The following is a 26,674-nucleotide window of genomic DNA, read 5'->3' on the forward strand; positions in this document are numbered from 1 at the left end:
TAAACTCGCCTTGTTTCAAGGAGGGAGCCATCGTGCGCAAGGTGCTCATCGCCAACCGAGGCGAAATCGCTGTCCGCGTTGCCCGCGCCTGCCGGGATGCCGGGATCCTGAGCGTAGCCGTCTACGCCGACCCGGACCGGGACGCTCTGCACGTCCGCGCTGCCGACGAGGCCTACGCGCTGGGTGGCGACACCCCGGCAGCCAGCTATCTGGACATCGGCAAGGTGCTGAAGGCGGCTGCCGACTCCGAGGCGGACGCGGTCCACCCCGGGTACGGATTCCTGTCGGAGAACGCCGAGTTCGCCCAGGCGGTCATGGACGCCGGCCTGACGTGGATCGGCCCGCCCCCGCACGCGATCCGCGACCTCGGCGACAAGGTCGCCGCCCGTCACATCGCCCAGCGCGCCGGTGCACCGCTCGTCGCGGGCACCCCCGACCCGGTCTCCGGCGCCGACGAGGTCGTCACCTTCGCCGAGGAACACGGCCTGCCGATCGCCATCAAGGCGGCCTTCGGCGGCGGCGGTCGCGGTCTCAAGGTCGCCCGGACCCTCGAGGAGATCCCGGAGCTGTACGACTCGGCGGTCCGCGAGGCGGTCGCCGCGTTCGGCCGCGGCGAGTGCTTCGTCGAGCGCTACCTGGACAAGCCGCGGCACGTCGAGACCCAGTGCCTGGCCGACAAGCACGGCAACGTCGTTGTCGTGTCCACCCGTGACTGCTCGCTGCAGCGCCGCCACCAGAAGCTCGTCGAGGAGGCCCCGGCGCCGTTCCTCAGCGAGGCCCAGAACGCCGAGCTGTACAAGGCCTCCAAGGCGATCCTCAAGGAGGCCGGCTACGTCGGCGCGGGCACGGTCGAGTTCCTCGTCGGCCTCGACGGCACGATCTCCTTCCTCGAGGTGAACACCCGACTCCAGGTGGAGCACCCGGTCACCGAGGAGGTCACCGGCATCGACCTCGTCCGCGAGATGTTCCGCATCGCCGACGGCGAGGAGCTCGGTTACGACGACCCGCCGGTGCGCGGCCACTCCTTCGAGTTCCGCATCAACGGCGAGGACCCGGGCCGCAACTTCCTTCCCGCGCCCGGCACCGTCACCCTGTTCAGCCCGCCGGCCGGCCCCGGCGTCCGGCTGGACGCCGGTGTGGAGTCCGGTTCGGTCATCGGCCCGGCCTGGGACTCGCTGCTGGCCAAGCTGATCGTCTCCGGCGCCACCCGCAAGCAGGCCCTCCAGCGTGCGGCCCGTGCACTGGCGGAGTTCCGTGTCGAGGGCATGGCGACCGCCATCCCGTTCCACCGCACGGTGGTCACGGACCCGGCGTTCGCCCCGGAGCTCGGCGGCTCCACCGACCCGTTCACCGTCCACACCCGGTGGATCGAGACGGAGTTCGTCAACGAGATCAAGCCGTTCACCGCGCCGGGGGCCGACGATGCCGGGGCCGAGAGCCGCGAGACCGTCGTGGTCGAGGTCGGAGGCAAACGGCTCGAGGTGTCGCTCCCGGCCGTACTGGGCATGGCCGCCGCGCCCGCGGGAGGCGCCAAGAAGCCCAAGCGCAAGGCGTCGAAGAAGGCGGGTGCCGCCGCGTCCGGCGACGCGCTCGCCTCGCCGATGCAGGGCACCATCGTGAAGGTGGCCGTCGAGGACGGCCAGGAGGTCCAGGAGGGCGAACTCATCGTCGTCCTGGAGGCCATGAAGATGGAGCAGCCGCTGAACGCGCACCGCTCCGGGACCGTCAAGGGGCTCACTGCCGAGGTCGGCGCCTCTGTGACCTCCGGTGGCGTCATCTGCGAGATCAAGGACTGACGCCCGCGCCACGCATCCCGCGGATCCCCGCCGTCCCCACGGACGGCGGGGATCCGTCGTTCCGGTCGGGAGGACGACCACGGCCGGCACAGCAAGCCCGCCGAACCCGTGCCTCCGTGCGACACGTTGACGCCGTGCCAAGGGCAACCGGCCGGGACCGGGTGCGTTCGGCACGGCGGCAGCAGAACCGGCCGGCGGACTCCGGGCATCCGCCGCGAGCCGCCGTTCGCCGTGCTACCGGCGGCGCGGGGCGAGGTCCGAGATGCGGCCCAGACCGGCTGCCTGCTGCTCCGCCGCGCCGGCGGCCGAGCGGAGCTGCGGCGGAGCGCCCACACCAGGCGGGCGGTTGCGCCGCTGTCCCGGCAGCGGAAGGTCGTCGGGGTCGCCCAGGGCGCCGCCCACCGCCGAGCCCATGCGCCGCCGGCGCCCTGCCGGCCCTCCCGCCTCGCCGCCCGGACCCGCGACGGTGATCTGCACGCCCTGATCGGCGAGCAGCTGGAGTTCGGTGGCGGCCCGGTCGTCCTGCGCGGGCGGCTCGTCCGTCACCAGCCGGGTGATGACGTCGGTCGGCACCGTCTGGAACATGGTGTCCGTGCCGAGCTTGGTGTGGTCGGCGAGGACCACCACCTCCGACGCCGCCTGGACGAGCGCCCGGTCGACACTGGCGGACAGCATGTTGGACGTGGACAGTCCGCGCTCGGCGGTCAGGCCGCTGCCCGAGAGGAAGGCGCGGGAGACCCGCAGTCCCTGCAGGGACTGCTCGGCGCCGCTGCCCACCAGGGCGTAGTTGGAGCCGCGCAGGGTGCCTCCGGTCATGACGACCTCCACCCGGTTGGCATGGGCCAGTGCCTGGGCGACGAGCAGCGAGTTGGTGACGACCGTGAGCCCGGGGATCCTGGCCAGCCTGCGGGCCAGCTCCTGGGTGGTCGTCCCCGCCCCGACGACGACTGCCTCGCCCTCGCCGACGAGCGTCGCGGCGGCATCGGCGATCGCCGTCTTCTCCGCGGTGGCGAGGTGGCACTTCTGCGGGAGGCCGGACTCGCGGGTGAGTCCGCCCGGCAGGACGGCACCGCCGTGGCGGCGGTCGAGGAGTCCTTCTGCCTCGAGTGCGCGCACGTCTCGCCGTACGGTCACTTCGGAGGTCTGGACGACGCGGGCGAGCTCACGGAGCGACACCGCTCCGTTGGCGCGCACCATTTCGAGGATCAACTGGCGACGTTCTGCAGCGAACACGGAACTGACAGTAACCCCACGAGGCGTCTGGTTTCAGCACTTTGCGCCGAATACCAGATGTTGTTCGCAGCCGGGACCGACAAGTGGTAAAGGAGCGGACAGAACCGACATCGGCCCCACGGCAGTGTCGCCCGGCTACTCCTCGCCCTGCGTCTTCCGCGTGTGCAACTGCCGTGCCACCTCGGCGATCGAGCCCGACAGCGACGGGTAGACCGTGAAGGCGTTGGCCATCTGCTCCACCGTCAGGTTGTTGTCGACGGCCAGCGCAATGGGGTGGATGAGCTCGCTCGCCCGCGGGGCGACGACCACGCCGCCGACCACGATCCCGGTGCCCGGGCGGCAGAAGATCTTGACGAAGCCGTCCCGGATGCCCTGCATCTTGGCGCGCGGGTTGCGCAGCAGCGGCAGCTTCACCACGCGCGCGTCCATCCGCCCGGAGTCGATGTCCGCCTGGCTGTAGCCGACGGTGGCGATCTCCGGGTCGGTGAAGATGTTCGCCGACACGGTCCTGAGGTTGAGCGGCGCGACCGCCTCGCCCAGGACGTGGTACATCGCGATCCGGCCCTGCATCGCCGCGACGGACGCCAGAGCGAACACGCCGGTGCAGTCACCCGCGGCGTAGACGCCGGGCGCACTGGTGCGCGAGACCCGGTCGATCCTGATGTGCCCGGAGTCCCGGAGCTGCACCCCGGCGTCCTCCAGTCCCATGTCGGCGGTGTTGGGGATCGAGCCGACCGCCATCAGGCAGTGGGTGCCGGAGATGACCCGGCCGTCGGCGAGCGTCACCTCGACCCGGTCGCCCACCCGTCCCTCCTCGTCCGCCTTCGGCGAGGAGGGTCCCTGTGCGCGTGCATGCCCGGGGACACGCTTCACCGAGGCAGCGCGTGAGCGGGCCATGACGTTCATGCCGCGGCGACGGAAGACGTCCTCCAGCACCGCGGCCGCGTCCGGGTCCTCGCCCGGCAGCACCCGGTCCCGGCTCGAGACCAGGGTGACCTTCGAACCGAGCGCCTGGTAGGCGCCCGCGAACTCGGCGCCGGTGACACCGGAACCGACCACGATGAGCTCCTCGGGGAGCTCGTCCAGGTCGTACACCTGGGTCCAGTTGAGGATGCGCTCGCCGTCCGGCTGCGCGTCCGGGATCTCCCTCGGGTGCGCGCCGGTCGCGACCAGCACGGCGTCGGCGACCAGCTCCTCGGTGCTGCCGTCGCCGGCCGTCACCGTCACCCGCCGGGTGCCGTCCGGCGCCTGCGCGGGCCGGAGGCGTCCGCGCCCGCGGACGACGCGCCCGCCGGCCCGGGTGACGGAGGCCGTGATGTCGTGGGACTGGGCGAGCGCGAGGCGCTTCACCCGCCGGTTCACCTTGCCGAGGTCCACGCCGACGACCCGCGCCGCCTGTTCGATGGGCGGGGTGTCGTCGGCGACGATGATGCCGAGCTCCTCGTAGGAGGAGTCGAAGGTCGTCATCACCTCGGCGGTCGCGATGAGGGTCTTCGACGGCACGCAGTCGGTGAGCACCGAGGCGCCGCCCAGACCGTCCCGGTCGACGACGGTCACCTCCGCGCCGAGCTGGGCGGCCACCAGGGCCGCCTCGTATCCGCCGGGTCCGCCACCGATGATCACGATCCGAGTCACATGCTCCATTGTCCCGCACGGTACCGGGACCCGGTGCCCGGGGGGTACGGCCCGAGCCCGACCAATGCGAGCGCCCCTCCCGTAGGCTCGTCCCATGTCGCTCTACGCCGCGTACGCCGGCAACCTCGACGCGCGGCTGATGTCCCGCCGCGCACCGCACTCCCCGCTGCGCGGCACCGGCTGGCTCTCCGGCTGGCGGCTCACCTTCGGCGGCGAGCACATGGGCTGGGAAGGAGCACTGGCTACCATCGCCGAGGCCCCCCGTTCCCAGGTCTTCGTGGCCCTCTACGACATCGCCGACATGGACGAGGACGCGATGGACCGCTGGGAGGGTGTGGGCCTGGACATCTACCGCCGGATGCGGGTGCGCGTACACACGTTGGACGGCGAGGATGCGGCCTGGCTGTACGTGCTCAACGGCTACGAGGGCGGGCTCCCCTCGGCCCGCTACCTGGGCGAGATAGCCGACGCCGCCGAGTCCGCGGGCGCGCCCCACGACTACGTGATGGAACTGCGCAAGCGCCCCTGTTGAGCCCCGTACCTCGGTGCTCCTCCCCCACGCCCTGCCCGCCGAGCACCGGCGGGCAGCGATCGCGACCCACGGCACACCCGTTTCGTCTACGCGCGTAGCCATTTTCCGGTTACCCTCTTGCGCGTGAACGCTTCTGTTACGTCGGATGTCCCCGGCGACCCCCACAGCACCGCTGACGCCGCCGCAGCCCGCCTCCGCGAGCTCACCGGGGTGGAGACCCACGACGTGGCCCTCGTCATGGGTTCCGGCTGGGTCCCCGCCGCGGAGGCCCTCGGCACGCCCGAGGCCGAGCTTCCGGTCACCGAACTGCCCGGCTTCCCCCCGCCCGCAGTGGAGGGCCACGCGGGCGTCATCCGCTCGTACCTGATCGGCGGGAAGCGGGCGCTGGTCTTCCTCGGGCGCACCCACTACTACGAGGGCCGCGGCGTCGCCGCAGTGGCGCACGGGGTGCGCACGGCCGTCGCGGCGGGCTGCAAGACGATCGTCCTCACCAACGGGTGCGGCGGCCTGAGAGCCGGCATGCGCCCCGGCCAGCCGGTGCTGATCAGCGACCACATCAACCTGACCGCCACCTCGCCGATCACCGGCGCGAACTTCGTGGACCTCACCGACCTCTACTCGCAGCGGCTGCGCACCCTCTGCAAGGAGGTCGACCCGAGCCTCGAAGAGGGCGTGTACGTCCAGTTCCCCGGCCCGCACTACGAGACGCCCGCCGAGATCGGCATGATCCGCACCATGGGTGCGGACCTCGTCGGCATGTCGACGGCTCTCGAGGCCATCGCCGCCCGTGAGGCCGGCGCCGAGGTGCTGGGCATCTCGCTGGTGACGAACCTGGCCGCCGGCATGACGGGCGAGCCGCTCAACCACGAAGAGGTCCTCCAGGCCGGTCGCGACTCGGCGGCGCGTATGGGCAGCCTCCTGGCCCAGGTCCTGGGCAGGATCTGACCCGTAAGTCCCTTACGAGCCGTTCGTGCACGGGCCGGGCCGGCCCGCGCACGCGCGCACGGCGCACGCACCGACGGATCAGGAGCTTCATGTGGCTACCGACAGGGCGCAGTTGCTGGTTCAGGCCCGCACCTGGCTGGAGGAGGACCCCGACCCGGAGACCCGGGCCGAGCTGAGCGCGCTCGTCGAGCGCGCGAACGCCGAGGACCTCGCCGAACTGGCCGACCGGTTCTCCGGGACCCTCCGGTTCGGCACCGCCGGGCTGCGCGGCGAGCTGGGCGCGGGGCCCATGCGGATGAACCGCGCGGTCGTCATCCGCGCCGCCGCCGGTCTGGCCGCCTACCTGCGGGGCGAGGGCCACGGCGACGGCCTCGTCGTCATCGGCTACGACGCCCGGTACAAGAGCGAGGACTTCGCGCGGGCCACAGCCGCGGTCATGGTCGGCGCCGGGCTGAGGGCGGCCCTGCTGCCGCGGCCGCTGCCCACCCCGGTCCTGGCGTTCGCGATCCGGCACCTGGGCGCGGTCGCCGGTGTCACCGTCACCGCCAGCCACAACCCGCCGCGCGACAACGGCTACAAGGTGTACCTGGGCGACGGCTCGCAGATCGTGCCGCCCGCGGACGGCCTGATCGCCGAGGAGATCGCCGCGATCGGGCCGCTCACCGACCTGCCGCTGGCGGAAGGCGGCTGGGAGGTGCTGGGCGAGGAGGTCGTCGACGCCTACCTGGCCCGCGCCGCGTCGGTACTGACCCCCGGTTCGGCGCGGGACGTCTCCGTCGTCTACACCCCGCTGCACGGCGTCGGCCGCGACGTGCTGACCGCGGCGTTCGACCGGGCAGGCTTCCCCGTACCGAGGGTCGTCGCCGAACAGGGCGACCCCGACCCGGCGTTCCCGACCGTGGCGTTCCCCAATCCGGAGGAACCCGGGGCGATGGATCTGGCCTTCGCCGCGGCGCGGGCCGCCGGGCGCGGCGCAGTGGACGTGGTCATCGCCAACGACCCGGACGCCGACCGGTGCGCCGTCGCGGTCCCCGAGACTCCGTTCAACGGCTCGTGGCGGATGCTGCGCGGCGACGAGGTCGGCGCGCTGCTGGCGGAACACCTGGTGCACAAGCGGGCCCGGGGCACGTTCGCGACGACGATCGTCTCCTCGTCGCTGCTCTCCCGGATCGCCGCCGCCGCGGGCACCGGCTACGAGGAGACCCTGACCGGCTTCAAGTGGCTGTCCCGGGCCGGCGGCCTGCGCTTCGCCTACGAGGAGGCGCTGGGCTACTGCGTCGACCCGGACGGCGTGCGCGACAAGGACGGCATCACCGCCGCGCTGCTGGTCGCCGAGCTGACCGCCGAGCTGAAGGAGAAGGGCCGGACGCTCTCCGACCTGCTCGACGACATCGCCGTGGAGTACGGCCTGCACGCCACCGACCAGCTGTCGGTGCGGGTCGACGACCTCGCGGTGATCTCCTCGGCGATGAAGCAGCTGCGCGACAAGCCGCCCGCCGTGCTCGCCGGGCTGGACGTCACCTCGGCCGAGGACCTGTCCGCGGCTACCGGCCCGCTGCCGCCCACCGACGGTCTGCGCTACCGGCTGGCCGGCGACCCCGAGTCCGGGGTGGAGCAGGCCCGGGTGATCGTCCGGCCGAGCGGGACCGAGCCGAAGCTCAAGTGCTACCTCGAGGTCGTGGTCCCCGTCGCCTCCTCGCGGGAATTGGCCGGGGCGCGGGAGAAGGCCGCGAAGGTCCTCGGCGCGCTGAAGACCGGTCTGGCGTCGGCGGCCGGACTCTGACCCGGCGGGGTGCCGCGGACCCCTCCGGGGCCCGGGGGGTCAGGGGGCGAGGAGCAGCACCACCAGCGCGACCACGCCCACCGCGAGGGGCGCCAGTACCGGCCAGGACCAGCTGACGACGGGCTCCCCGGCGGACTCCTCCAGCGGCCCGTTGCGCACGACCATGTCGTTCAGCTCCCGGACGGTCCGGTCGGTCTGCCCGAGCCGCTCCGAGTCCTCCGCCGAGGCCCGCATGGCCTTCTTCCGGTCCCGGAGCGAGACCGGGAGGGCCCAGATCTGGTACTTGGCGTCCTCGGTGTGGACGACGGTGGAGAGGGTCGCGCGGATGGCGTCGACCGAGCCCCAGGGCAGGTCGATCGTCCGGAAGGGGTTTCGGACGCGCAGCCGGTGCGCGCCCACGAACACGGCCGGCCGCAGGGTGAACGCGACCACGAGGGGCGCCACGACCAGCAGGACGGCGGCCGTCACGAGACGGGTGGCGCCCGTGCCCCTGACCAGTGCGTCGGCGCCCAGCCAGCCGGCGAGCGCGAGCAGCAGGACGCCGGCGACGAGGGCCAGCGGAGAGCGGTACACACTGTCCGCATAGGTCTCGCGTGCCGCCGGGCGGCGATCGGAGGAGTTGTCGAGGCTGGTCATGGCACAGATTCTGCCCGACCGCCCGGACCGTGGATACAGCGTTACGGCATCGATACGAAAGCCCGCCGCGGAGCCGCCGATGCCCTCGAGCGCGGTCAACTGCCGCTCCCGCACCGGGGCGAAGGCGGCTCTCGACGCCGTCCGCCGGGGCACGGTGGCGTCGTCCGGACGGTGTGCGCCGCCTCGGGGGATGACAGCTCCTACGCGCGTAGATATGCTCTTCTGGTGACCATGCCAACGACTGTTCCCGCATTCGGCAACGAAGCCGCGGACCGGCTGGCGTCGATGGCGGACGTGACCGCCTCGGACGCAGCACTCCGCCGTTTCCTGCACGGCCTGCCGGGTGTCGACGCGGTCGGCCTCCAGGCCCGTGCCGCCACCCTCGGCACCCGCTCGATCAAGACCACGGCGAAGGCGAACGCCATCGACCTGGCGATCTCGATGATCGACCTGACGACCCTGGAGGGGGCGGACACCCCCGGCAAGGTCCGGGCGCTGTGCGCGAAGGGCGTCAACCCCGATCCGACCGACCGCAGCGTGCCGAAGGTCGCAGCGATCTGCGTCTACCCCGACATGGTCGCCACGGCCAAGGAGGCCCTCGGCGACTCGGGCGTCAACGTCGCGTCCGTCGCCACCGCCTTCCCGGCGGGCCGGGCCGCGCTGCCGGTCAAGCTCGCCGACACCCGGGACGCGGTCGAGGCCGGGGCGGACGAGATCGACATGGTGATCGACCGCGGCGCCTTCCTGTGCGGCCGCTACCTCGAGGTCTTCGAGGAGATCAAGGCCGTCAAGGAGGCCTGCCGGCGCGCGGACGGCACCGCCGCCCACCTGAAGGTCATCTTCGAGACCGGCGAGCTGCAGACGTACGACAACGTGCGCCGCGCCTCCTGGCTGGCCATGCTCGCGGGCGGCGACTTCATCAAGACGTCCACCGGCAAGGTCGCCGTCAACGCCACCCCGCCGGTCACCCTGCTGATGCTCGAGGCCGTGCGCGACTTCCGGGACGCCGTCGGCGTGCAGGTCGGCGTGAAGCCCGCGGGCGGCATCCGCACCACCAAGGACGCGATCAAGTACCTGGTGATGGTCAACGAGACGCTCGGCGACGAGTGGCTCACCGCCGACTGGTTCCGCTTCGGCGCCTCCAGCCTCCTCAACGACCTGCTGATGCAGCGCCACAAGCTGAGCACCGGGCGTTACTCCGGTCCCGATTACGTGACGGTGGACTGAGACTGCCATGAAGAACACAGTTTTCGAGTACGCACCCGCGCCCGAGTCCCGTGCAATCGTCGACATCGCCCCGTCGTACGGGCTGTTCATCGACGGTGAGTTCGCCGACGCCTCGGACGGCAAGGTCTTCAAGACCGTCTCGCCGTCCTCCGAGGAGGTCCTCTCGGAGGTCGCGCAGGCGAGCACCGAGGACGTCGACCGCGCGGTGAGGGCCGCCCGCCGTGCCTTCGAGGCGTGGTCGGCGCTGCCGGGATCCGAGCGCGCCAAGTACCTGTTCCGCATCGCGCGGATCATCCAGGAGCGCTCGCGCGAGCTGGCGGTACTGGAGTCCCTCGACAACGGCAAGCCGATCCGCGAGTCCCGCGACGCCGACCTGCCGCTCGTCGCCGCCCACTTCTTCTACTACGCGGGCTGGGCCGACAAGCTGCCCTACGCCGGCTTCGGCAGCAACCCGCGGCCGCTGGGCGTGGCCGGCCAGGTCATCCCGTGGAACTTCCCGCTGCTGATGCTGGCGTGGAAGATCGCCCCGGCGCTCGCCGCGGGCAACACGGTGGTGCTCAAGCCCGCCGAGACGACCCCGCTGAGCGCCCTGTTCTTCGCGGACATCTGCCGTCAGGCCGGGCTGCCGAAGGGCGTCGTCAACATCATCACCGGCGACGGCTCCACCGGCGCCGCGCTCGTCGGCCACGAGGGCATCGACAAGGTCGCGTTCACCGGCTCCACCGAGGTCGGCAAGGCGATCGCACGGACCGTCGCCGGCACCGACAAGAAGGTCACGCTCGAACTGGGCGGCAAGGCGGCGAACATCGTCTTCGACGACGCGCCGATCGACCAGGCCGTCGAGGGCATCGTCAACGGCATCTTCTTCAACCAGGGCCACGTCTGCTGCGCGGGCTCCCGCCTGCTGGTGCAGGAGTCGGTCGCGGACGAGGTGCTGGAGTCCCTCAAGCGCAGGATGTCGACGCTGCGCGTCGGTGACCCGCTGGACAAGAACACCGACATCGGTGCGATCAACTCGGCCGAGCAGCTGGCCCGGATCCGCGAACTGGCGGACGCCGGCGAGGCCGAGGGCGCCGAGCGCTGGGCCCCGTCCTGCGAACTGCCCGACTCCGGCTTCTGGTTCCGGCCGACGGTGTTCACCGGCGTCACCCAGGCGCACCGCATCGCCCGCGAGGAGGTGTTCGGCCCGGTGCTGTCCGTGCTGACCTTCCGCACGCCCGCTGAGGCCGTCGAGAAGGCCAACAACACTCCGTACGGCCTGTCGGCCGGCATCTGGACGGAGAAGGGCTCGCGCATCCTGTGGATGGCGGACCAGCTGCGTGCGGGCATCGTGTGGGCCAACACGTTCAACAAGTTCGACCCCGCTTCGCCGTTCGGCGGCTACAAGGAGTCGGGCTACGGCCGCGAGGGCGGCCGGCACGGTCTGGAGGCGTACCTCGCCTCGAATCCGAAGGCGAGCGAAAAGTGACTGCGAACGACCGGCTCAGCGTCTTCAAGACCTACAAGCTGTTCGTCGGGGGCAAGTTCCCCCGCAGCGAGAGCGGACGGGTGTACGAGGTGACGGACGCAAAGGGCACGTGGCTGGCCAACGCCCCCCTGTCCTCCCGCAAGGACGCGCGCGACGCCGTCGTCGCCGCGCGCAAGGCGTTCGCCGGATGGTCGGCGGCCACGGCGTACAACCGCGGCCAGATCCTCTACCGCATCGCCGAGATGCTGGAGGGCCGGCGCGACCAGTTCGTCACCGAGGTGGCGGCGGGCGAGGGCCTGTCGAAGGCCAAGGCCACGGCTCAGGTGGACGCCGCCGTCGACCGCTGGGTCTGGTACGCGGGCTGGTCCGACAAGGTCGCCCAGATCGCGGGGTCGGCGAACCCGGTGGCGGGACCGTTCTTCAACCTGTCCACGCCGGAGCCGACCGGGGTCGTCACGGTCCTGGCACCGCAGGAATCGTCCTTCCTCGGCCTGGTGTCGGTGATCGCCCCGGCGATCGTCACCGGCAACACGGTGGTGGTCGTGGCGTCGGAGAAGTCCCCCCTGCCCGCGCTGTCGCTGGGCGAGGTGCTCGCCACTTCCGACCTGCCGGGCGGCGTGGTCAACGTCCTCTCCGGCCGGACCGCCGAGATCGCGGCGCCGCTCGCCGCGCACCAGGACGTCAACGCGATCGACCTGACGGGCGCCGGCGCGGATCTCGCGAAGGACCTCGAGACGGCCGCCGCGGACAACCTCAAGCGGGTCGTCCGTCCCTCGGTCACGGACTGGCTCGCCGACCCGGGCACCGGGCGGATGCTGTCCTTCCTGGAGACCAAGACCGTCTGGCATCCGATCGGCGTCTGACCGGACTCCTCCGGAGGGCCCGGCCGTTGCGACGGCCGGGCCCTCCGGCCTACCCGGGCCCGCGTTGCGCGCCCGGCCCCGGCTGCCCCCATGAGTGCCGGCCGGACGGCGGCCGCCGGTGCGGATGTGACCTCGACGTGACGAATTTCCGGCCCCTGCGGGTCCGCACGCCCCTCCATGCCCGACAATGGTGTCCCGTGGCCCCCTCACCTTCCCTGTCGCCCGGTTCGGGCGAAGCCGTCATACGCGTCGTGCTGCTGACCGGCCCGTCGGGCTCCGGCAAGTCGTCGCTGGCGGCCCGCACAGGTCTTCCCGTGCTCCAGCTCGACGATTTCTACAAGGAGGGCGACGACCCGTCGCTCCCCCGGCTCCCCGACGGCAGCGGCACCGACTGGGACTCACCGTCGTCCTGGGACGCCGCCGCGGCCCTCGCCGCCATCGCCGAACTGGCCTCCAGCGGAACGGCGGAGGTCCCGGTGTACGACATCGCGACCAGCTCCCGTACCGGCGTGCGCCGGCTCGGCCTCGGGCAGGCTCCCGCGTTCGTCGCCGAGGGGATCTTCGCCGCCGACATCGCGGACGCGTGCCGTGAACTCGGTCTGCTGGCCGATGCGTTGTGCCTGCGCGGACGTCCTACCACGACCTTCCGCCGCCGCCTGGTCCGCGACCTGCGGGAGGGCCGCAAATCCGTACCGGTGCTGCTGCGCCGCGGCTGGCGGCTGATGCGGGCCGAACGCGGCATCGTCGCCCGCCAGGAACGGCTGGGCGCGTACGCCTGCGAGGGTCCCGAGGCGCTCGCCCGGATCACGGCCGCCGGAGTGCGGGGCGCGCACGTGCCGGGGCTGCGCACCGTCACCGGCTGAGCCGCGGGCCCGTCCACGGGACCGCGGCCGGCCGGATCACGTGTAGAAGTTGCGCTGCCAGCGGTGCTTCGCCAGCACGGCGAGCTGGTCGGCGGTGAGGGGACGCCCGTCGCTCAGAGCCGTGTTGCGCTCGACGTTGCGCACGGTGCGCATCCCGGGAATGACGGTGGAGACGGCCGGCGAACTCAGCACAAACCGCAGCGCGTACTCGGCGATCTCGTCGGGAGCGATGCCGAGGTCGTCGACGATGGCGGCCACCCGCCGTTCGACCTGCGCCGGACGGTCGTCCCGGAAGTAGCGGTTGCGGAAGTCGCCCTCGGGGAACGTCGTGCCGGCGGTGATCCGGCCGGTGAGACCGCCCTCGTCCAGAGCCACCCGCACCACGACACCGACGCCGTGTTCCTCACATGCGGGCAACAGCGCGTCGGCGGGCGACTGGTCGAAGATGTTGTGGATGACCTGCACGCTGTCCACGGTGCCGCTGCGCACGAGCGCGAGCGCCGTGTCGGGCCGGTGGTCGTTGACGGACACACCGAACAGGCGGATCTTTCCCTCCTGCTTGAGCCCGGCGATGGTCTCCAGCCAGTCGCCCCGGCCGACCCAGTCGTCGCTCCAGACGTGGAACTGCAGGACATCGAAGTGCTCCAGGCCGCCGGCGCGCAGACTGGTCTCCAGACTTGCGCGGATGTGCTCGCCCGGGAACGTCTCGGCCGGGTCCAGACCGCCGGGTGCCGGCCAGAGACCGTTCTTCGGCGGCACCTTGGTCGCGACCCGTACCTCGTCGCCGGCCCGTTCGCGGACGACCCGGCCGACGATCCGCTCGCTCTCGCCGTAACCGCGTGCCGTGTCGACGAAGTTCACGCCGAGGTCGATGGCCCGGTGCAGGGCCCGGACGGACTCGTCCTCCGTGGCGCCCACCCAACCGGATTCCCCGATGCCCCACGCGCCGTATCCGACCTCGGACACCGTCAGTCCGGTGCGTCCCAGCTCGCGGTAGCGCACAACCGCCCCCTCACGTCGTGGTCCCGTTGCCGGTCGGGGAGCAACATGACACCCGCCGGGATCCCGACCTTAGGGGACTCGAGCGGTCGCGTCAGAGGCTTTCGGCCGCGGGCACGTGCTCGGGCGGGCACGGAGAAGTCCACGGCGGACACGGGCAGCAACGGATGCTCCGTCCGGGGGGGGAATCGATGTGCCGGTGGATCCCGTCGTGATGGGCGGGCGACCGCTCCGGCGGGACATGGCCGCGGGGCGCGGCGGGCCGGACCGAGGTGGTGTGCGCGTCGGCACCGCTGCTCCCCGGCACGGTCCGCGGCAATCCGTCCGAGCCGAACGTCGGACGAACCCGACCCGGCGGCAGGCCCGTTCGGAACCGGACACGAGCCGGGCACGAAGAAGCGGGACCGGGCAGCCCCCAGGCTCCTGCCGGTCCCGCTCCGTGTCCCGTCCGCCTCCCCAGCAGACGGGCTCCCACCGGTTCCCCCGCCCCCGGCTCCGCCCCTCAGGCGACCAGTGCGCCGAAGGACTCCTCCTCGTCACGGCCGAAGCTCAGCGCCTCGTCCTCGCGCAGCCGGCGCAGGGAACGCCAGATGCTGCTCTTGACCGTGCCGACACTTATGTCGAGAATGTCCGCGATCTCCGGGTCGGTGCGCCCCTCGTAGTAGCGCAGCACCAGCATGGTGCGCTGGAGTTCCGGCAGCCGGGCCAGCGCCTGCCAGAGCACGGCACGCAACTCGCTGCTCCGCATGGCGTCCGTCTCACCGGCCTTCTCCGGCAGCTCCTCGGTCGGATACTCGTTGAGCTTCCGCCGACGCCAGGCGCTGATGTGGAGGTTCGTCATGGTGCGGCGCAGATAGCCGCCGACCGCCGCCTTGTCGCTGATCCGGTCCCAGGCGCGGTACGTCGAGAACAGCGCGCTCTGCAACAGGTCCTCGGCCTCGTGACGGTTGCCGGTGAGGTGGTAGGCGGTCGCGAACAGGGCGGTGCGGCGCTCCTGGACGTAGGCGGTGAACTCGGCCTCGGGCCCTCCGGCGGACTGCCGCTCCGGCGCGGCCCCCGCCGGCCGCTCGCCCTGCACCGGCTCCGCGGCCGGGGCGGCGACGGGACCGGCCGCGCCGAACGGGGACCGCTGCTGCGGCACACTGCGGACGCAGCCGGGCACCGGCTTGAGCGCCGGAGCCCCGTTCCTCACGCCACGGACATTCCGTCCGGCATGCGGGAGTGTGTGAAGAACTGCGCGAGTGGTTCCGGTGTGCAGTGCGTTCATCTCGCCCCCATCGGTGGACCCGGTTCGGTCGTCTTCCCCCCACCGGGCTGTGCTCCGCCCGGTGTCCAACAGACTGCCGGGGCGACTTCATCGGGCTGTCCGCCGTCTGTCACAGCCGTGTCACAAGCGCCGGCACAGGGGCGGAAGGGGCGCTCCGAGCGGCCGGAATCCGGTCTTCGGTCGATCCTGCGGCACCGCTTGGGCCAGAATGACCGGGTGCCCTTCCTGTTGCTGATCGAGGACGACGACGCCATCCGAACGGCCCTCGAACTCTCCCTGACGCGCCAGGGTCATCGTGTGGTGACCGCGGCGACGGGCGAGGACGGCCTGAAACTTCTCCGCGACCAGCGGCCCGACCTGATCGTGCTCGACGTCATGCTGCCCGGCATCGACGGCTTCGAGGTGTGCCGCCGGATCAGGCGTACCGACCAGCTGCCGATCATCCTGCTGACCGCCCGCAGCGACGACATCGACGTGGTGGTCGGCCTGGAGTCCGGCGCCGACGACTACGTGCTCAAGCCCGTCCAGCCCCGGGTGCTCGACGCACGGATCCGCGCGGTGCTGCGCCGCGGCGAGCGGGAGTCGCACGACGCCGCGACCTTCGGGAACCTCGTCATCGACCGGTCGGCCATGACCGTCACGAAGAACGGCGAGGACCTCCAGCTCACACCGACCGAACTGCGGCTGCTCCTGGAGCTGAGCCGCCGCCCGGGCCAGGCGCTGTCCCGCCAGCAGTTGTTGCGCCTGGTGTGGGAACACGACTACCTCGGCGACTCGCGGCTGGTCGACGCGTGCGTGCAGCGGCTGCGGGCGAAGGTGGAGGACGTGCCGTCGTCGCCGACCCTGATCCGGACGGTCCGCGGCGTCGGCTACCGCCTGGACTCCCCGTCATGAGAGCGTGCCGGGACTCCCGCGTCGCGGGTCCGTCGGGAGATCCCCGACACGCTCCGTACGGCCGGACCTGGATACGCGGAGGCGGGGCGCTCCTGTGACGGCGGCCACGGAACATTCGGGCCGGATCCGCGGCTGGGCCTCGGGCATGCTGCGCTGGACGAGTCTGCGGCTGCGCCTGGTGGTGGTCTTCGCCCTGGTGTCGCTGACCGCGGCGACCTCCGCGTCGGCCATCGCGTACTGGTTGAACCGGGACGCCGTGCTGACCCGCACGCAGAACGCGGCGCTCAACGACTTCCGCGAATCCCTGGAGAGGAGCGTGGGCTCGCTTCCGGTGCAGCCCCGGTGCGACCGGCTGCAGGACGCCGCCGGCCGGCTGGCGGACACCACCCAGCACTACGAGGTCGTGCTGATCGGCGAGCAGCGGGACGGTACACGCTGCGCGGCACAGTCCGACCCCGGGCTGTTCACGCTCGCCGCCGTGCCCGACTCGCTCCGGGCGGCGGTGAACAAGAAGCGCCCGGCGGACGAGGGCGACGGGCTGCCCTACCACCTGTACTGGCAGCGGGTCACGCTCGACGGCGACCCGTATCTCGTCGGTGGCACCCGGGTGATCGGCGGCGGCCCGACGGGCTACATGCTCAAGTCCCTCGCCTCCGAGCGCGACGATCTCAACTCGCTGGCCTGGTCGCTCGGCATCGCCACCGCCCTGGCCCTGGTGGGCTCGGCACTGCTCGCGCAGGCGGCGGCGTCGACCGTGCTGCGGCCCGTGCAGCGGCTCGGGGAGGCGGCCCGGCGGCTCGGCGAGGGCAAGCTGGACACCCGGTTGCGCGTGTCGGGCACCGACGAACTCGCCGATCTGGCAAGGACGTTCAACAAGACCGCGGAGTCACTGGAGGAGCGGGTCGAGGACCTCAGCTCCCGGGAGGCGGCCAGCCGCCGGTTCGTGGCCGACATGTCGCACGAGCTGCGCACGCCGCTGACCGCGATCACGGCCGTGACCGAGGTGCTGGAGGACGAGGCGGACAACCTCGACGAGATGATCTCCCCCGCCGTGCACCTGGTCGTGACGGAGACCCGGAGGCTGAACAACCTGGTCGAGAACCTGATGGAGGTCACCCGCTTCGACGCGGGAACGGCCCGGTTGGTGCTGGACGACGTGGACGTGGCGGACATGGTGACGGCCTGCGTGGACGCCCGGGCCTGGCTGGACGCCGTGGAGCTGGACGCCGAGCGGGGCATCGTGGCACGCCTGGATCCGCGCCGGCTCGACGTGATACTCGCGAACCTCATCGGGAACGCGATCAAGCACGGAGGTTCCCCGGTGCGCGTGTCCGTCCGCACGGTCGACGACGGCAGCCCGGCCGGCGAACTGGTCGTCGAGATCAGGGACCACGGCCCCGGCATCCCGGAGGACGTCCTGCCGCACGTCTTCGACCGCTTCTACAAGGCGAGCGCATCCCGGCCCCGGTCCGAGGGCAGCGGCCTGGGCCTGTCCATCGCGCTGGAGAACGCGCACATCCACGGCGGCCGCATCACGGCCGCCAACTGGCGCGCCGAGGAAGCCCGTGAGGCCGGTGCAGCCGGCGAGCCCGGAGCGAACGACGGCGGCTGCCGGACCGGCGGCGCGATGTTCACCCTGCGGCTGCCGATGGACGCCTCGCCGCTGGCGAGCGGTGCGAACGGCGAGAACCGCCGGGAGGAGCGGTGAGGAGGGCGTGGTGACCGCAGGACGGTACGGCCCCGGGCCGGAGCCACGGCGTGTCCGCCGGTTCCGGCGCCCGGCGCGGACCTGGGCCGGTCTGCTGCTGGCCTGCGCCGTGGCGGCGGGCGCGGGCGGATGCGGCATCCGCGGCACCTCGGTGCCGGTGGACGCCGGCGCCGCGCCGGTCCGGGTCTCGTGCGACGCGCCGGCGGATCGCAGCACCCAGCGGCCGCACTCGGTGCGCATCGTCCGGGTGGATGCCTTCCTGGTGTGCAGTGCGCAGCTGCGGCCGGTGCACCGGGCCGTCCCGGCCGTGCCGGACCCGGCCGGTGCCGGCCGGCTCCGGCTCGCCCGGTCGCTGCTCGACCAGTTGCAGGCGCACCCCGCCTCCCGGGAGGCGGCGGCCGGATTCGGCACGGAGGTTCCCGACGATCTGACGGTGCGCGGCGCCCGGCCCGGGGACCCGGCCGGGGCGCTGCGGCTGTCCCGCCCGCCCGGCGAGTTGCCGTCGTACGCCCTGGCGCAGCTGGTGTGCACGTTCGCCGCCCCGCAGGCCGGGGGGAACGGGCAGTTCGTCGTGCTGGGCGGGCCGGGGAAGTCGCCGGTGGAGCGCTACGTGTGCGACGGCAGGCTGCGGGCCAATCCCGAATCGGCGGCCGACCGCGGTGTTCCGGTGACCTGACGGCGGGCGCTCGTCGCGGACAGTGCCGGTGCGATCCGGGGGCGCCGCAGCGGGCCCGCTGTCCGCTCACGTGACAGGTGCCACAGCGATTCCACCGTCGCGCGCCGTCCCGGCCGGAACCGTCCGCCGTCCGGCCCACGTCCTTCCCGGTGTGCAGCACCCTGGCCGCGGCGACCGCGCCGCCCACCGAATCCGAGCCACAGGACTCGTACTCCTCTGCGCACACCTGCTGTTCGTCGGCTGGGTCACGCTGCGTCCGCTTGCCGTACCGTGGGTGACGCCGACCAATCTCCAGCCGCTGGCGACGATCCGCACGGAGCTGGCCGCGGGCCCGTGGGAGGCGGCCGAAGGGCTCGCGGGCAGCCTTCTGCTGCTGGCACCGCTCGGGCCGCTGCTCCCCATGGTCAAGCGTCAGTTGACGGGCTCCTGGACGGCGTCGTTCCTCCGGACCACGGGGGCGGGCCTGCTGGTGTCGGTGGCCATAGCGCTGCTGCAGACCGACGTACCGGGGCGGACGTTCGACGTGGACCGGCTGCTGCTCAACGCCACCGGTGTGGCGGTCGGCCATCTGCTGCTGGTGCCGCCGCTGCGGGCACGACTGCGGCGCCGCCACCGGGGCATGCGACCACCGTACGGACGGCCGGACCCTCAGGGTGGGACCCCGAACATCTCCAGGGTCCGGATAGCCCCGTAGGGCGACGTTCGGAGACACTCGGACGGTTAGGGTCGAAGTGTCGGAGAGTTCCGCACGGTTCGAGGAGGATTCCCATGTCCCAGCTTGCCCGACCCACGCAGGGGCGCATGCTCGGCGGAGTCTGCGCGGCGCTGGCGCAGCGCTTCGGAATGTCGCCGAAGACCGTGCGCCTGATCTTCGTGGTCTCCTGCCTGCTGCCGGGGCCGCAGTTCCTGATCTACCTCGCGCTGTGGATCCTGCTGCCCTCCGAGGACAAGGTGCGCGCCACCGGCTGGTGACCGCGGCACGACGGCAATGGCCCGGGGCCCGCATCCGCTGTCCGGATGCGGGCCCCGGGCCCGATGCGTCCGAGGTCAGCCGATGCCGCCGAGACCGCCGGCCTTGCCGACGCCGCCGAGGTTGCCGACACCGCCGCCCTTGGCGAGCTTGCCTGCGGGCACACCGCCGAGCAGCTTGCCGGCGGACTTGCCGAACTTCTGGACCGTGGGAGTCTTCTGCGCGTTGTTGGCAGCACGCGACACACCGCCGGTGGTCTTGTTCAGCGCCCCCTGGCCGCGCTCCATGGCCGAACCCGCGAGGGGCAGGTCCTTGACGGCGTCGCCGGCACCACCGGGCAGCAGTCCGGCAGGCGCGGCGGAGGCGGTGCCGGCACCGACGGCGGCGAAGGCGAGGCCCAGAGCGGCGACACCGAGAGTCTTGGCAGTTCCCTGCTTCATCGAATTACGTCCTCGTGATGGGGGTTGTGCGGCACCGCGGTGACGCGGCGTTCCCGCACACCACACAGAGTGGCCGCGGGATTTCGCACAGTAGCCACTCGATGGGGGATCCACAAACACCGGGAGCGGCCGGACGCCGGGCCCGGCCGCTTGCCCGGTTCCCGCCGGGATCAACCGTGCGTGCCGTGGGAACCGCTGGTCGGGACGGGTGCGGCTGCCGCCGCCCGGAACAGCCATTCGGACTTGAGCTCGGAGTATCCGGGCTTGATGACCTCGTTGATCATGGCCAGGCGTTCATCGAATGGGATGAACGCCGACTTCATCGCATTGACGGTGAACCACTGCATGTCGTCCAGCGTGTAGCGGAAGGTGGCCACGAGGTGCTGGAACTCGGCGCTCATGTTCGTACCGCTCATCAGCCGGTTGTCGGTGTTGACGGTGGCCCGGAAGTGCAGCCGGCGCAGCAGCCCGATGGGGTGCTCGGCGTACGAGGCGGCGGCTCCCGTCTGGAGGTTGGAGGACGGGCACAGCTCCAGCGGGATCCGCTTGTCCCGCACGTACGCCGCGAGCCGGCCGAGTTCGACGGTGCCGTCGTCGGCGACGCGGATGTCGTCGATGATGCGGACGCCGTGGCCGAGCCGGTCCGCGCCGCACCACTGGAGCGCCTGCCAGATGGAGGGGAGACCGAACGCCTCTCCTGCGTGGATGGTGAAGTGGTTGTTCTCCCGCTTGAGGTACTCGAACGCGTCGAGGTGACGGGTGGGCGGGAAGCCGGCCTCCGCGCCCGCGATGTCGAAGCCGACGACGCCCAGATCCCGGTAGCGGTTGGCGAGTTCGGCGATCTCCAGCGAGCGGGCGGCGTGCCGCATCGCGGTCAGCAGGGCGCCGACGCGGATCCGGTTGCCGGCCTCGAGGGCACGGCGTTCGCCTTCGCGGAAGCCCTCGTTGACGGCCTCCACGACCTCTTCGAGGGTCAGTCCGCCGTCGAGGTGCTGCTCGGGGGCGTAGCGGACCTCGGCGTAGACCACGCCGTCGGCGGCGAGGTCCTCGGCGCACTCGGCCGCGACCCGGACCAGCGCGTCACGGGTCTGCATGACGGCGCAGGTGTGCGAGAACGTCTCGAGGTAGCGCTCGAGGGACCCGGAGTCGGCGGCTTCCCGGAACCAGGTTCCGAGCTTCTCGGGGTCGGTCTCCGGCAGTCCCTCGTATCCCGTGTCGCGGGCGAGGTCGACGATGGTGCCGGGGCGCAGCCCGCCGTCGAGATGATCGTGCAGCAGCACCTTGGGGGCCCGGCGGATCTGGTCCGGGTTCGGGGTCTGGGTAATCTCGCTCGTCATTCACGAACTCTACCTCCTACGCGCGTAGAAGGCCGGGAATGTTGTGCAACGGAGACGTGTCCGGACAGTAGGCGCGCGGCGCCGCTTCTGCCATCGTTACGGCATGGTTCAGGAGGCGGTGCCGGTGCGGGACGCCCGGCTGGGGCGGGCGGCGGGAGCCGCCGAGGACCGGACGGTGCACGGGGTGGTGCTGCTGCTTCCCGGCGGCGAGCCGGCGAGCACACGCAAGCAGTCGCCGCTCGCCGCGACGGGCACTCGCCGGCTGGGACGGTGGCTGACCCGGTTCGGGAGCCCGGAAGGGCTGGTCACGCACGTCGTGCACTACCGCTACCGCGGCTGGAACGGCGACGAGGCCCATCCGGCGCGGGACGCCGAATGGGCCACCGACGAGGTTGTCCGGCGCTACGGCGACGTCCCCGTCTGCCTGGCCGGCAGCGGGATGGGGGCACGGGCCGCGCTGCGGGCCGCCGGCCATTCGGCCGTCAACACCGTTCTGGCACTCGCCCCTTGGCTGCCCGGCGGGGACGGCGCCCACGACTCCGAGCCGGTCCGGCAGCTGGTGGGGCGCCGGGTGCTGCTGGTGCACGGGACGGTCGACCGGCGCACCGATCCGGGCCTGTCGTACCGGCTGGCCGAGCGCGCCAAGAAGGTCAACCCCGACGTGTGCCGCTTCGAAGTCCACACGGACGACCACCGCTTGAAGCAGCACCGGGACGAAGTCCTGGCGCTGGCCGCCGACTTCGTCCTCGGGTCGTTGCTGGAACGCGGCTACTCGCGGCCGGTCACCGACGCCCTGGCCGCTCCCCCGCCACTCGGCCTGAGGATGCCGCTGGCCGCGGGGTTCGGCGCTTCGCTGCGGCCCTGAGTTCCCCGGGCGCGACCACGACCGACGCGGCCGGGCCGACGGCCTCAGTGCAGCAACCGGCCGCGGCGGGAGAGCAGAAAGCGCTTGAACGCGGCGACGGGTGGGGTGTCTGCGGGCCCGTCGAGCCACGCCACCCCGATCTCGCGCACGGCGCGCGGCGCGCTCACCGCGAGTTCGACGACCCCCGGCCGCGGCACGGCGGGCGGCGGCAGCAGTGCCACCCCGAGGCCCGCCGCCACCAGACCGCGCAGCGTCTCCGCTTCCTCGCCCTCGAAGGCCACCCGCGGGGTGAACCCGGCCTCGTGGCAGAGGGCGTCGGTGATCCGGCGCAGTCCGTAACCGGGCTCCAGGGTGACGAACGTTTCCTCCGCCGCCTCCGCCAGGCGCACCCGCCGTCGGCCGGCCATGGCGTGATCGTCCGGGACGACGAGTCGCAACCGCTGCTCGTCGAGCCGCCGGGCGATCAGATCGGGCGCGTCCGGCATCGGCGAGGTCAAGCACAGGTCGAGTTCGCCGGACCGCAGCCGGTCGATCATCTCGTCGCTGTAGGTCTGCACCAGCTGGAAGCGGATGCCCGGAAACCCCGACCGGAACTCCCGGAGCAGGCCGGGGACGGTCTCCGAGCCGAGGGTGTGCAGGAACCCGAAGGCCACCTTGCCGGTGGCCGGGTCGGCATCCGCCCGCACCGCCTCAGCCGCGCGCTCGATCCCGGCCAGCGCGCTCTCCACCGAGGCGAGGAAGGCACGGCCGGCGGGGGTCAGGGCGAGGGCGCGGCCGCGGCGCGCGAAGAGCTCGACACCGAGGTCCTGTTCGAGGCGCACCATGGCGCGGCTGAGCGTGGACTGCGGGACGGCCATCCGGCGGGCGGCACGGGTCACGTGCTCGTCCCGGGCCACCCCGGCGAACTGGGCCAGCCGCGGGGCGAGCAGCACCGGCCACGAACCGGGGTCCAGCCCGGCGACCGCTTCGGATGTCACACCGATGTTTTTTTCGTTGCCGATGGATGACACTCGCGTCCGTGGCCTGCTGTCATGCGCCATGGGAACGATTATCGCCAGTTCGTGCATTGGACGCATGAGCGGGTCGTTCCCTACGTTCTCGGTATGCCTCCTGCCGATACCGGGGCGTCCGCCATCCGCGCGGGCGCCTCCACCCCCGTGTCCCCGCAGACCTCCCCGGGCCCCGACGCCGACGCCGACAAGCTGCATCCCGGCAGCAACGGCTACCGCCGGATGAGCTTCGCGCTCTTCTCGGCCGGTCTCGCCACGTTCGCCCTGCTGTACTCCACGCAGGCGCTACTGCCGGCGCTCACCACCGATCTCGGGGTCTCCCCGGGTCGGGCGAGCTGGACGGTCTCTGCCGCCACCCTCGGCCTTGCCCTCGCCGTGCTGCCGCTGAGCGCCCTGTCCGAACGGTTCGGGCGGCAGACCCTGATGACCGCGGGCCTGTGCGTGGCCACCGCACTCGCCGTCCTGATGCCCCTCGCCCCCGGCATCGGCACCCTGGTGGCGCTGCGGGCCGTCCAGGGCGTGGCCCTGGCCTGCGTGCCCGCGTCGGCGATGGCCTTTCTCGCCGAGGAGGTCCGGCCCAGGGCCCTGGTCGCCGCGATCGGCCTGTTCGTGGCCGGCAACAGCATCGGCGGCATGTCCGGCCGGATCGTCACCGGCTGGGTCTCCCAGGCCTGGGGCTGGCGGGCCGGGCTCGCCGCCGTCGCGGCCATGGCCGTGCTGTGCACAGTGGCCTACCGGCTGCTGGTGCCCCGTGCCCGGCACTTCGCCGCGACCCGGGTCAGCCCGCGGACGCTGGCGCACACCGTCGCCGAGCACCTGCGCGACCCGCTGCTCCGGCGGCTGTACGCGATCGGCGGACTGTTCATGACCGTCTTCGGCGCGGTCTACACCGTCATCGGATACCGGCTGGTCGGCGAGCCGTTCAACCTGCCGCAGGGCGTGGTCGGTTCGATCTTCCTGATCTACCTGGTCGGCACGTTCTCCTCGGCCGCGGCAGGCCGTCTGGTGGCCCGGCTCGGCCGGCGCGGCGCCCTGTACGCGGCGGTGACCACGACCGCATCCGGCCTGCTGCTGAGCCTGGCCGCCGCGCTGCCCGCGATCCTGGCCGGGCTGGTGCTGATCACGGCGGGCTTCTTCGCGGGGCATGCGGTGGCGTCCTCGTCGGTCAGCCGGGCGGCCCGGACGGCACGGGCCCAGGCATCGGCCCTGTACCAGTCGGCGTACTACGTGGGCAGCAGCCTCGGCGGCACCGTCGGCGCGCTCGCCTTTCACGCGGGAGGCTGGCCCGCGACCGTCCTGCTCGGCCTGCTGGCCGTGCTCGGCGCGGCCGGGATCACGGTGTACGCGACGCGCAAGGCGCTGGCCGAGCGCCGCGCCCGGGCCGTGCACCCGTCCTCCTGCGGGACGGCCGCCGCACGGGCCTGACCCGGACGCGCAGGCCGCACGGACCGAAGGGGCCTTCCCGCCACCTGTCCTGGCGGGAACGGCCCCTTCACTGCTGTGATTGCCGCGGTCCGGCGGTCAACTCACCGGAAAAACCCCGGTGTCCACGGTGAGGTCGAAGGGCTCGGGGAGGTGGAGCTCCTTGCCGTACTCGACGGCGGCAAGGGTTCGGTACGTCCCGGCCTCGGGCTTCCCGTAAAGCGTTGCCATCGGGTGCCCGCTCCGCCACGGGTCGAGGAGAAGGTAGAGCGGTACGGACGCGTGGGCATAGCCGTGAAGCTCGGCAATGCGGTCTGCACCGGCGTTCCCCCGTGACGTGATCTCCACGATCAGTTCGGCATCACTCGCGGAAACGAGGTTCCCCGGTCCCGCAGTACTCGACTTCGGGATCACCGCGAGATCCGGGATGTAGAGACCGCTGCGCCCCGGGACCGAGACGCCCTGGGTCTGGTAGATACCCCAGTCACGAGGGATGACGGTGTACAGCAGCCTCTGCAACTCGTCAGCCGTGTTGTGGTGATCCTTCGCCGGTGGCGGGCTCATGGTGACGATCCCCTCGATGATCTCCACCTTCCAGCCCTCGGGCGCGTCCGTCTCCTCCCAGATCCGGACGAGGTCGTCCCACCCGTAGCCGTTGTCCGGCTGGTGGTCGACGGTGAGTGCGCTCATGGCGGTCTCCTCAATCGGTGCGTCACCGGTCCCAGCATGCCGAAGGGACCGGCGGGGGTCCACCGGTCCCGTTCACCCGATCGGGGAAACCGCAGGTCAGGAAAGCATCACGCGATGCGGTCGTGGACGATCGGCTGCGGTTCGAAGGACGTCCCGGGCGGGGCCACCAGCACCCCGCCGTCCAGCGCCTCGATGGCGTAGGCGAACCTCTCGGGGGTGTCGGTGTGCAGCGTCATCAGCGGCTGCCCCGCCGTCACCGTGTCGCCCGGCTTCGCGTGCAGCTCGATGCCCGCGCCGGCCTGCACCGGGTCCTCCTTGCGGGCCCGGCCCGCACCCAGCCGCCAGGAGGCCACACCGACCGCGTAGGCGTCCAGGGTGGTGAGCACGCCGGTCTCCGACGCGTTGATCACGTGCTGCTCGCGGGCCACCGGCAGCGTGGCGTCAGGGTCCCCGCCCTGCGCCGCGATCATGCGCCGCCAGTGGTCCATGGCCGAGCCGTCCGCAAGGGCCTTCGCCGGGTCGGCGTCCTCGATGCCGGCCGCGTCCAGCATCTCCCGGGCCAGCGCCAGGGTCAGCTCGACCACGTCGGCCGGGCCGCCGCCCGCCAGCACCTCGACGGACTCGCGCACCTCGAGGGCGTTGCCGATGGTGCGGCCGAGCGGGGTGGACATGTCGGTGAGCAGGGCGACGGTCTTCACGCCGTGGTCCGTGCCGAGGCCGACCATGGTGGAGGCCAGCTCGCGGGCGTCCTCCAGGCTCTTCATGAACGCGCCGGTGCCGACCTTGACATCGAGGACGAGCGAGCCGGTGCCCTCCGCGATCTTCTTCGACATGATCGAGCTGGCGATCAGCGGGATCGCCTCGACCGTGCCGGTGACGTCGCGCAGCGCGTACAGCTTCTTGTCGGCGGGGGCGAGGCCGTCGCCCGCCGCGCAGACGACCGCGCCGACATCGGTGAGGACGCGCATCATCTCGTCGTTGGAGAGCAGCGCCCGCCAGCCGGGGATGGACTCCAGCTTGTCGAGGGTGCCGCCGGTGTGGCCGAGGCCGCGGCCGGACAGCTGCGGCACGGACGCACCGCAGGCCGCGACCAGCGGGGCGAGCGGCAGGGTGATCTTGTCGCCGACGCCGCCCGTCGAGTGCTTGTCGGCAGTCGGCCGGGGCAGGACGGAGAAGTCCATCCGCTCACCGGAGTCGATCATCGCGGCGGTCCAGCGGGCGATCTCCGCACGGTCCATGCCGTTGAGCAGGATGGCCATGGCGAGCGCGGACATCTGCTCGTCGGCGACCTCGCCCCGGGTGTAGGCGTCGATGACCCAGTCGATCTGGGCGTCGGTCAGACGGCCCCGGTCGCGCTTGGTGCGGATGACGGAGACGGCGTCCATGGGTGGGCTCCTAGAACTGAGGGGCGACGG

At 72.2% G+C, this 26,674-nt stretch carries 25 protein-coding genes; 15 read left to right on the forward strand and 10 right to left on the reverse strand.

What is annotated here, in order from left to right; translation table 11 throughout:
* Positions 1-32 precede the first annotated feature (32 nt).
* Complete coding sequence (locus M1E25_RS11000) at positions 33-1,796, forward strand: acetyl/propionyl/methylcrotonyl-CoA carboxylase subunit alpha (RefSeq protein ID WP_251413346.1); 1,764 nt, start codon at positions 33-35, stop codon at positions 1,794-1,796.
* A gap of 234 nt (positions 1,797-2,030) precedes the next feature.
* On the opposite strand, the gene M1E25_RS11005 is transcribed toward M1E25_RS11000, so the two are convergent.
* Positions 2,031-2,993 carry a DeoR/GlpR family DNA-binding transcription regulator gene (locus M1E25_RS11005; protein WP_251413629.1) on the reverse strand — a complete coding sequence of 321 codons (963 nt, stop codon included), beginning with the start codon at positions 2,991-2,993 and terminating at the stop codon, positions 2,031-2,033.
* A 171-nt stretch (positions 2,994-3,164) separates the two neighbouring features.
* A complete protein-coding gene (locus tag M1E25_RS11010; RefSeq protein ID WP_251413348.1) occupies positions 3,165-4,673 on the reverse strand; it encodes an NAD(P)H-quinone dehydrogenase in 1,509 nt (502 codons plus the stop codon).
* Between the two features lie 85 nt (positions 4,674-4,758).
* On the opposite strand from M1E25_RS11010, the gene M1E25_RS11015 reads away from it, so the two are divergent.
* The 3 genes from M1E25_RS11015 to M1E25_RS11025 all read left to right on the forward strand — a co-directional run bounded on the left by M1E25_RS11015 (position 4,759) and on the right by M1E25_RS11025 (position 7,924).
* A complete protein-coding gene (locus tag M1E25_RS11015) occupies positions 4,759-5,196 on the forward strand; it encodes a gamma-glutamylcyclotransferase family protein (protein ID WP_251413350.1) in 438 nt (145 codons plus the stop codon).
* Positions 5,197-5,313: 117 nt separating this feature from the next.
* Entirely contained in the window at positions 5,314-6,141 is an 828-nt protein-coding gene (locus tag M1E25_RS11020) for a purine-nucleoside phosphorylase (protein ID WP_285830632.1), read from the forward strand.
* Between the two features lie 91 nt (positions 6,142-6,232).
* Positions 6,233-7,924: a phospho-sugar mutase gene (locus M1E25_RS11025; protein WP_251413363.1), complete on the forward strand. Its 1,692-nt coding sequence runs from the start codon at positions 6,233-6,235 to the stop codon at positions 7,922-7,924.
* Between the two features lie 39 nt (positions 7,925-7,963).
* Here M1E25_RS11025 and M1E25_RS11030 read toward each other — a convergent pair whose 3' ends face one another.
* Positions 7,964-8,560, reverse strand: coding sequence for a PH domain-containing protein (locus M1E25_RS11030; protein WP_251413366.1), 597 nt, complete (start codon positions 8,558-8,560; stop codon positions 7,964-7,966).
* A gap of 231 nt (positions 8,561-8,791) precedes the next feature.
* Between M1E25_RS11030 and deoC the strand changes: the two genes are divergently transcribed.
* The 4 genes from deoC to M1E25_RS11050 all read left to right on the forward strand — a co-directional run bounded on the left by deoC (position 8,792) and on the right by M1E25_RS11050 (position 12,981).
* On the forward strand, positions 8,792-9,787 hold the full coding sequence (gene deoC, locus M1E25_RS11035; protein ID WP_251413631.1) for a deoxyribose-phosphate aldolase: 996 nt from the start codon (positions 8,792-8,794) through the stop codon (positions 9,785-9,787).
* 7 nt (positions 9,788-9,794) lie between these two features.
* Positions 9,795-11,255: an aldehyde dehydrogenase family protein gene (locus tag M1E25_RS11040; protein ID WP_251413369.1), complete on the forward strand. Its 1,461-nt coding sequence runs from the start codon at positions 9,795-9,797 to the stop codon at positions 11,253-11,255.
* On the forward strand, positions 11,252-12,118 hold the full coding sequence (locus M1E25_RS11045; RefSeq protein WP_251413370.1) for an aldehyde dehydrogenase family protein: 867 nt from the start codon (positions 11,252-11,254) through the stop codon (positions 12,116-12,118). Before M1E25_RS11040 ends, M1E25_RS11045 begins: the two co-directional genes overlap by 4 nt.
* 197 nt (positions 12,119-12,315) lie before the next feature.
* Positions 12,316-12,981: a hypothetical protein gene (locus M1E25_RS11050; RefSeq protein ID WP_251413372.1), complete on the forward strand. Its 666-nt coding sequence runs from the start codon at positions 12,316-12,318 to the stop codon at positions 12,979-12,981.
* A 36-nt stretch (positions 12,982-13,017) separates the two neighbouring features.
* On the opposite strand, the gene M1E25_RS11055 is transcribed toward M1E25_RS11050, so the two are convergent.
* Together M1E25_RS11055 and M1E25_RS11060 are read right to left on the reverse strand one after the other, a co-directional pair.
* Entirely contained in the window at positions 13,018-13,983 is a 966-nt protein-coding gene (locus M1E25_RS11055; RefSeq protein WP_251413374.1) for an aldo/keto reductase, read from the reverse strand.
* Between the two features lie 499 nt (positions 13,984-14,482).
* Positions 14,483-15,247, reverse strand: coding sequence for a SigE family RNA polymerase sigma factor (locus M1E25_RS11060; protein WP_251413375.1), 765 nt, complete (start codon positions 15,245-15,247; stop codon positions 14,483-14,485).
* A gap of 216 nt (positions 15,248-15,463) precedes the next feature.
* On the opposite strand from M1E25_RS11060, the gene afsQ1 reads away from it, so the two are divergent.
* From afsQ1 to M1E25_RS11085, 5 genes are all read left to right on the forward strand, one after another.
* Complete coding sequence (gene afsQ1 / locus M1E25_RS11065) at positions 15,464-16,141, forward strand: two-component system response regulator AfsQ1 (RefSeq protein WP_251413378.1); 678 nt, start codon at positions 15,464-15,466, stop codon at positions 16,139-16,141.
* Positions 16,142-16,286: 145 nt separating this feature from the next.
* Positions 16,287-17,849 (forward strand): ATP-binding protein, encoded by a 1,563-nt coding sequence (locus tag M1E25_RS11070; protein WP_285830649.1) that lies wholly within the window; start codon positions 16,287-16,289, stop codon positions 17,847-17,849.
* 10 nt (positions 17,850-17,859) lie between these two features.
* Complete coding sequence (locus M1E25_RS11075; RefSeq protein ID WP_251413384.1) at positions 17,860-18,525, forward strand: hypothetical protein; 666 nt, start codon at positions 17,860-17,862, stop codon at positions 18,523-18,525.
* Positions 18,526-18,676: 151 nt separating this feature from the next.
* A complete protein-coding gene (locus tag M1E25_RS11080; protein ID WP_251413387.1) occupies positions 18,677-19,219 on the forward strand; it encodes a VanZ family protein in 543 nt (180 codons plus the stop codon).
* Between the two features lie 74 nt (positions 19,220-19,293).
* Positions 19,294-19,497: a PspC domain-containing protein gene (locus tag M1E25_RS11085; protein WP_251413388.1), complete on the forward strand. Its 204-nt coding sequence runs from the start codon at positions 19,294-19,296 to the stop codon at positions 19,495-19,497.
* Positions 19,498-19,572: 75 nt separating this feature from the next.
* On the opposite strand, the gene M1E25_RS11090 is transcribed toward M1E25_RS11085, so the two are convergent.
* Both M1E25_RS11090 and M1E25_RS11095 read right to left on the reverse strand, forming a co-directional pair.
* The gene (locus tag M1E25_RS11090; protein ID WP_251413390.1) at positions 19,573-19,935 is read right to left on the reverse strand and encodes an ATP-binding protein; all 363 of its coding nucleotides are present in this window, start codon (positions 19,933-19,935) and stop codon (positions 19,573-19,575) included.
* A 170-nt stretch (positions 19,936-20,105) separates the two neighbouring features.
* On the reverse strand, positions 20,106-21,272 hold the full coding sequence (locus M1E25_RS11095) for an adenosine deaminase (protein WP_251413392.1): 1,167 nt from the start codon (positions 21,270-21,272) through the stop codon (positions 20,106-20,108).
* A gap of 103 nt (positions 21,273-21,375) precedes the next feature.
* On the opposite strand from M1E25_RS11095, the gene M1E25_RS11100 reads away from it, so the two are divergent.
* Positions 21,376-22,137 (forward strand): alpha/beta hydrolase, encoded by a 762-nt coding sequence (locus tag M1E25_RS11100; protein WP_251413394.1) that lies wholly within the window; start codon positions 21,376-21,378, stop codon positions 22,135-22,137.
* 44 nt (positions 22,138-22,181) lie between these two features.
* Here the strand turns inward: M1E25_RS11100 and M1E25_RS11105 are convergent, their stop codons facing one another.
* Positions 22,182-23,177 (reverse strand): LysR family transcriptional regulator, encoded by a 996-nt coding sequence (locus tag M1E25_RS11105; RefSeq protein WP_372500599.1) that lies wholly within the window; start codon positions 23,175-23,177, stop codon positions 22,182-22,184.
* A gap of 63 nt (positions 23,178-23,240) precedes the next feature.
* On the opposite strand from M1E25_RS11105, the gene M1E25_RS11110 reads away from it, so the two are divergent.
* Positions 23,241-24,572, forward strand: coding sequence for an MFS transporter (locus M1E25_RS11110; protein ID WP_251413396.1), 1,332 nt, complete (start codon positions 23,241-23,243; stop codon positions 24,570-24,572).
* A 96-nt stretch (positions 24,573-24,668) separates the two neighbouring features.
* On the opposite strand, the gene M1E25_RS11115 is transcribed toward M1E25_RS11110, so the two are convergent.
* Positions 24,669-25,259, reverse strand: a complete 591-nt coding sequence (locus M1E25_RS11115) for a Uma2 family endonuclease (RefSeq protein ID WP_251413397.1) — start codon at positions 25,257-25,259, stop codon at positions 24,669-24,671.
* A gap of 107 nt (positions 25,260-25,366) precedes the next feature.
* Positions 25,367-26,644 carry a thymidine phosphorylase gene (locus tag M1E25_RS11120; RefSeq protein WP_251413400.1) on the reverse strand — a complete coding sequence of 426 codons (1,278 nt, stop codon included), beginning with the start codon at positions 26,642-26,644 and terminating at the stop codon, positions 25,367-25,369.
* Between the last annotated feature and the right edge of the window lie 30 nt (positions 26,645-26,674).

The organism is Streptomyces meridianus (assembly GCF_023703325.1).
Lineage (GTDB): Bacteria > Actinomycetota > Actinomycetes > Streptomycetales > Streptomycetaceae > Streptomyces > Streptomyces meridianus.

Coding starts and splice junctions, on each gene's coding strand:
- M1E25_RS11015 (WP_251413350.1), top strand. CDS start 4,759: ATGTCGCTCTACGCCGCGTACGCCGGCAACCTCGACGCGCGGCTGATG.
- M1E25_RS11110 (WP_251413396.1), top strand. CDS start 23,241: ATGCCTCCTGCCGATACCGGGGCGTCCGCCATCCGCGCGGGCGCCTCC.
- M1E25_RS11040 (WP_251413369.1), top strand. CDS start 9,795: ATGAAGAACACAGTTTTCGAGTACGCACCCGCGCCCGAGTCCCGTGCA.
- deoC (WP_251413631.1), top strand. CDS start 8,792: ATGCCAACGACTGTTCCCGCATTCGGCAACGAAGCCGCGGACCGGCTG.
- M1E25_RS11060 (WP_251413375.1), bottom strand. CDS start 15,247: ATGAACGCACTGCACACCGGAACCACTCGCGCAGTTCTTCACACACTC.
- M1E25_RS11105 (WP_372500599.1), bottom strand. CDS start 23,177: ATGGCGCATGACAGCAGGCCACGGACGCGAGTGTCATCCATCGGCAAC.
- M1E25_RS11010 (WP_251413348.1), bottom strand. CDS start 4,673: ATGGAGCATGTGACTCGGATCGTGATCATCGGTGGCGGACCCGGCGGA.
- M1E25_RS11120 (WP_251413400.1), bottom strand. CDS start 26,644: ATGGACGCCGTCTCCGTCATCCGCACCAAGCGCGACCGGGGCCGTCTG.
- M1E25_RS11100 (WP_251413394.1), top strand. CDS start 21,376: ATGGTTCAGGAGGCGGTGCCGGTGCGGGACGCCCGGCTGGGGCGGGCG.
- M1E25_RS11085 (WP_251413388.1), top strand. CDS start 19,294: ATGTCCCAGCTTGCCCGACCCACGCAGGGGCGCATGCTCGGCGGAGTC.
- M1E25_RS11030 (WP_251413366.1), bottom strand. CDS start 8,560: ATGACCAGCCTCGACAACTCCTCCGATCGCCGCCCGGCGGCACGCGAG.
- M1E25_RS11070 (WP_285830649.1), top strand. CDS start 16,287: ATGCTGCGCTGGACGAGTCTGCGGCTGCGCCTGGTGGTGGTCTTCGCC.
- M1E25_RS11090 (WP_251413390.1), bottom strand. CDS start 19,935: ATGAAGCAGGGAACTGCCAAGACTCTCGGTGTCGCCGCTCTGGGCCTC.
- M1E25_RS11115 (WP_251413397.1), bottom strand. CDS start 25,259: ATGAGCGCACTCACCGTCGACCACCAGCCGGACAACGGCTACGGGTGG.
- M1E25_RS11095 (WP_251413392.1), bottom strand. CDS start 21,272: ATGACGAGCGAGATTACCCAGACCCCGAACCCGGACCAGATCCGCCGG.
- M1E25_RS11005 (WP_251413629.1), bottom strand. CDS start 2,993: ATGGTGCGCGCCAACGGAGCGGTGTCGCTCCGTGAGCTCGCCCGCGTC.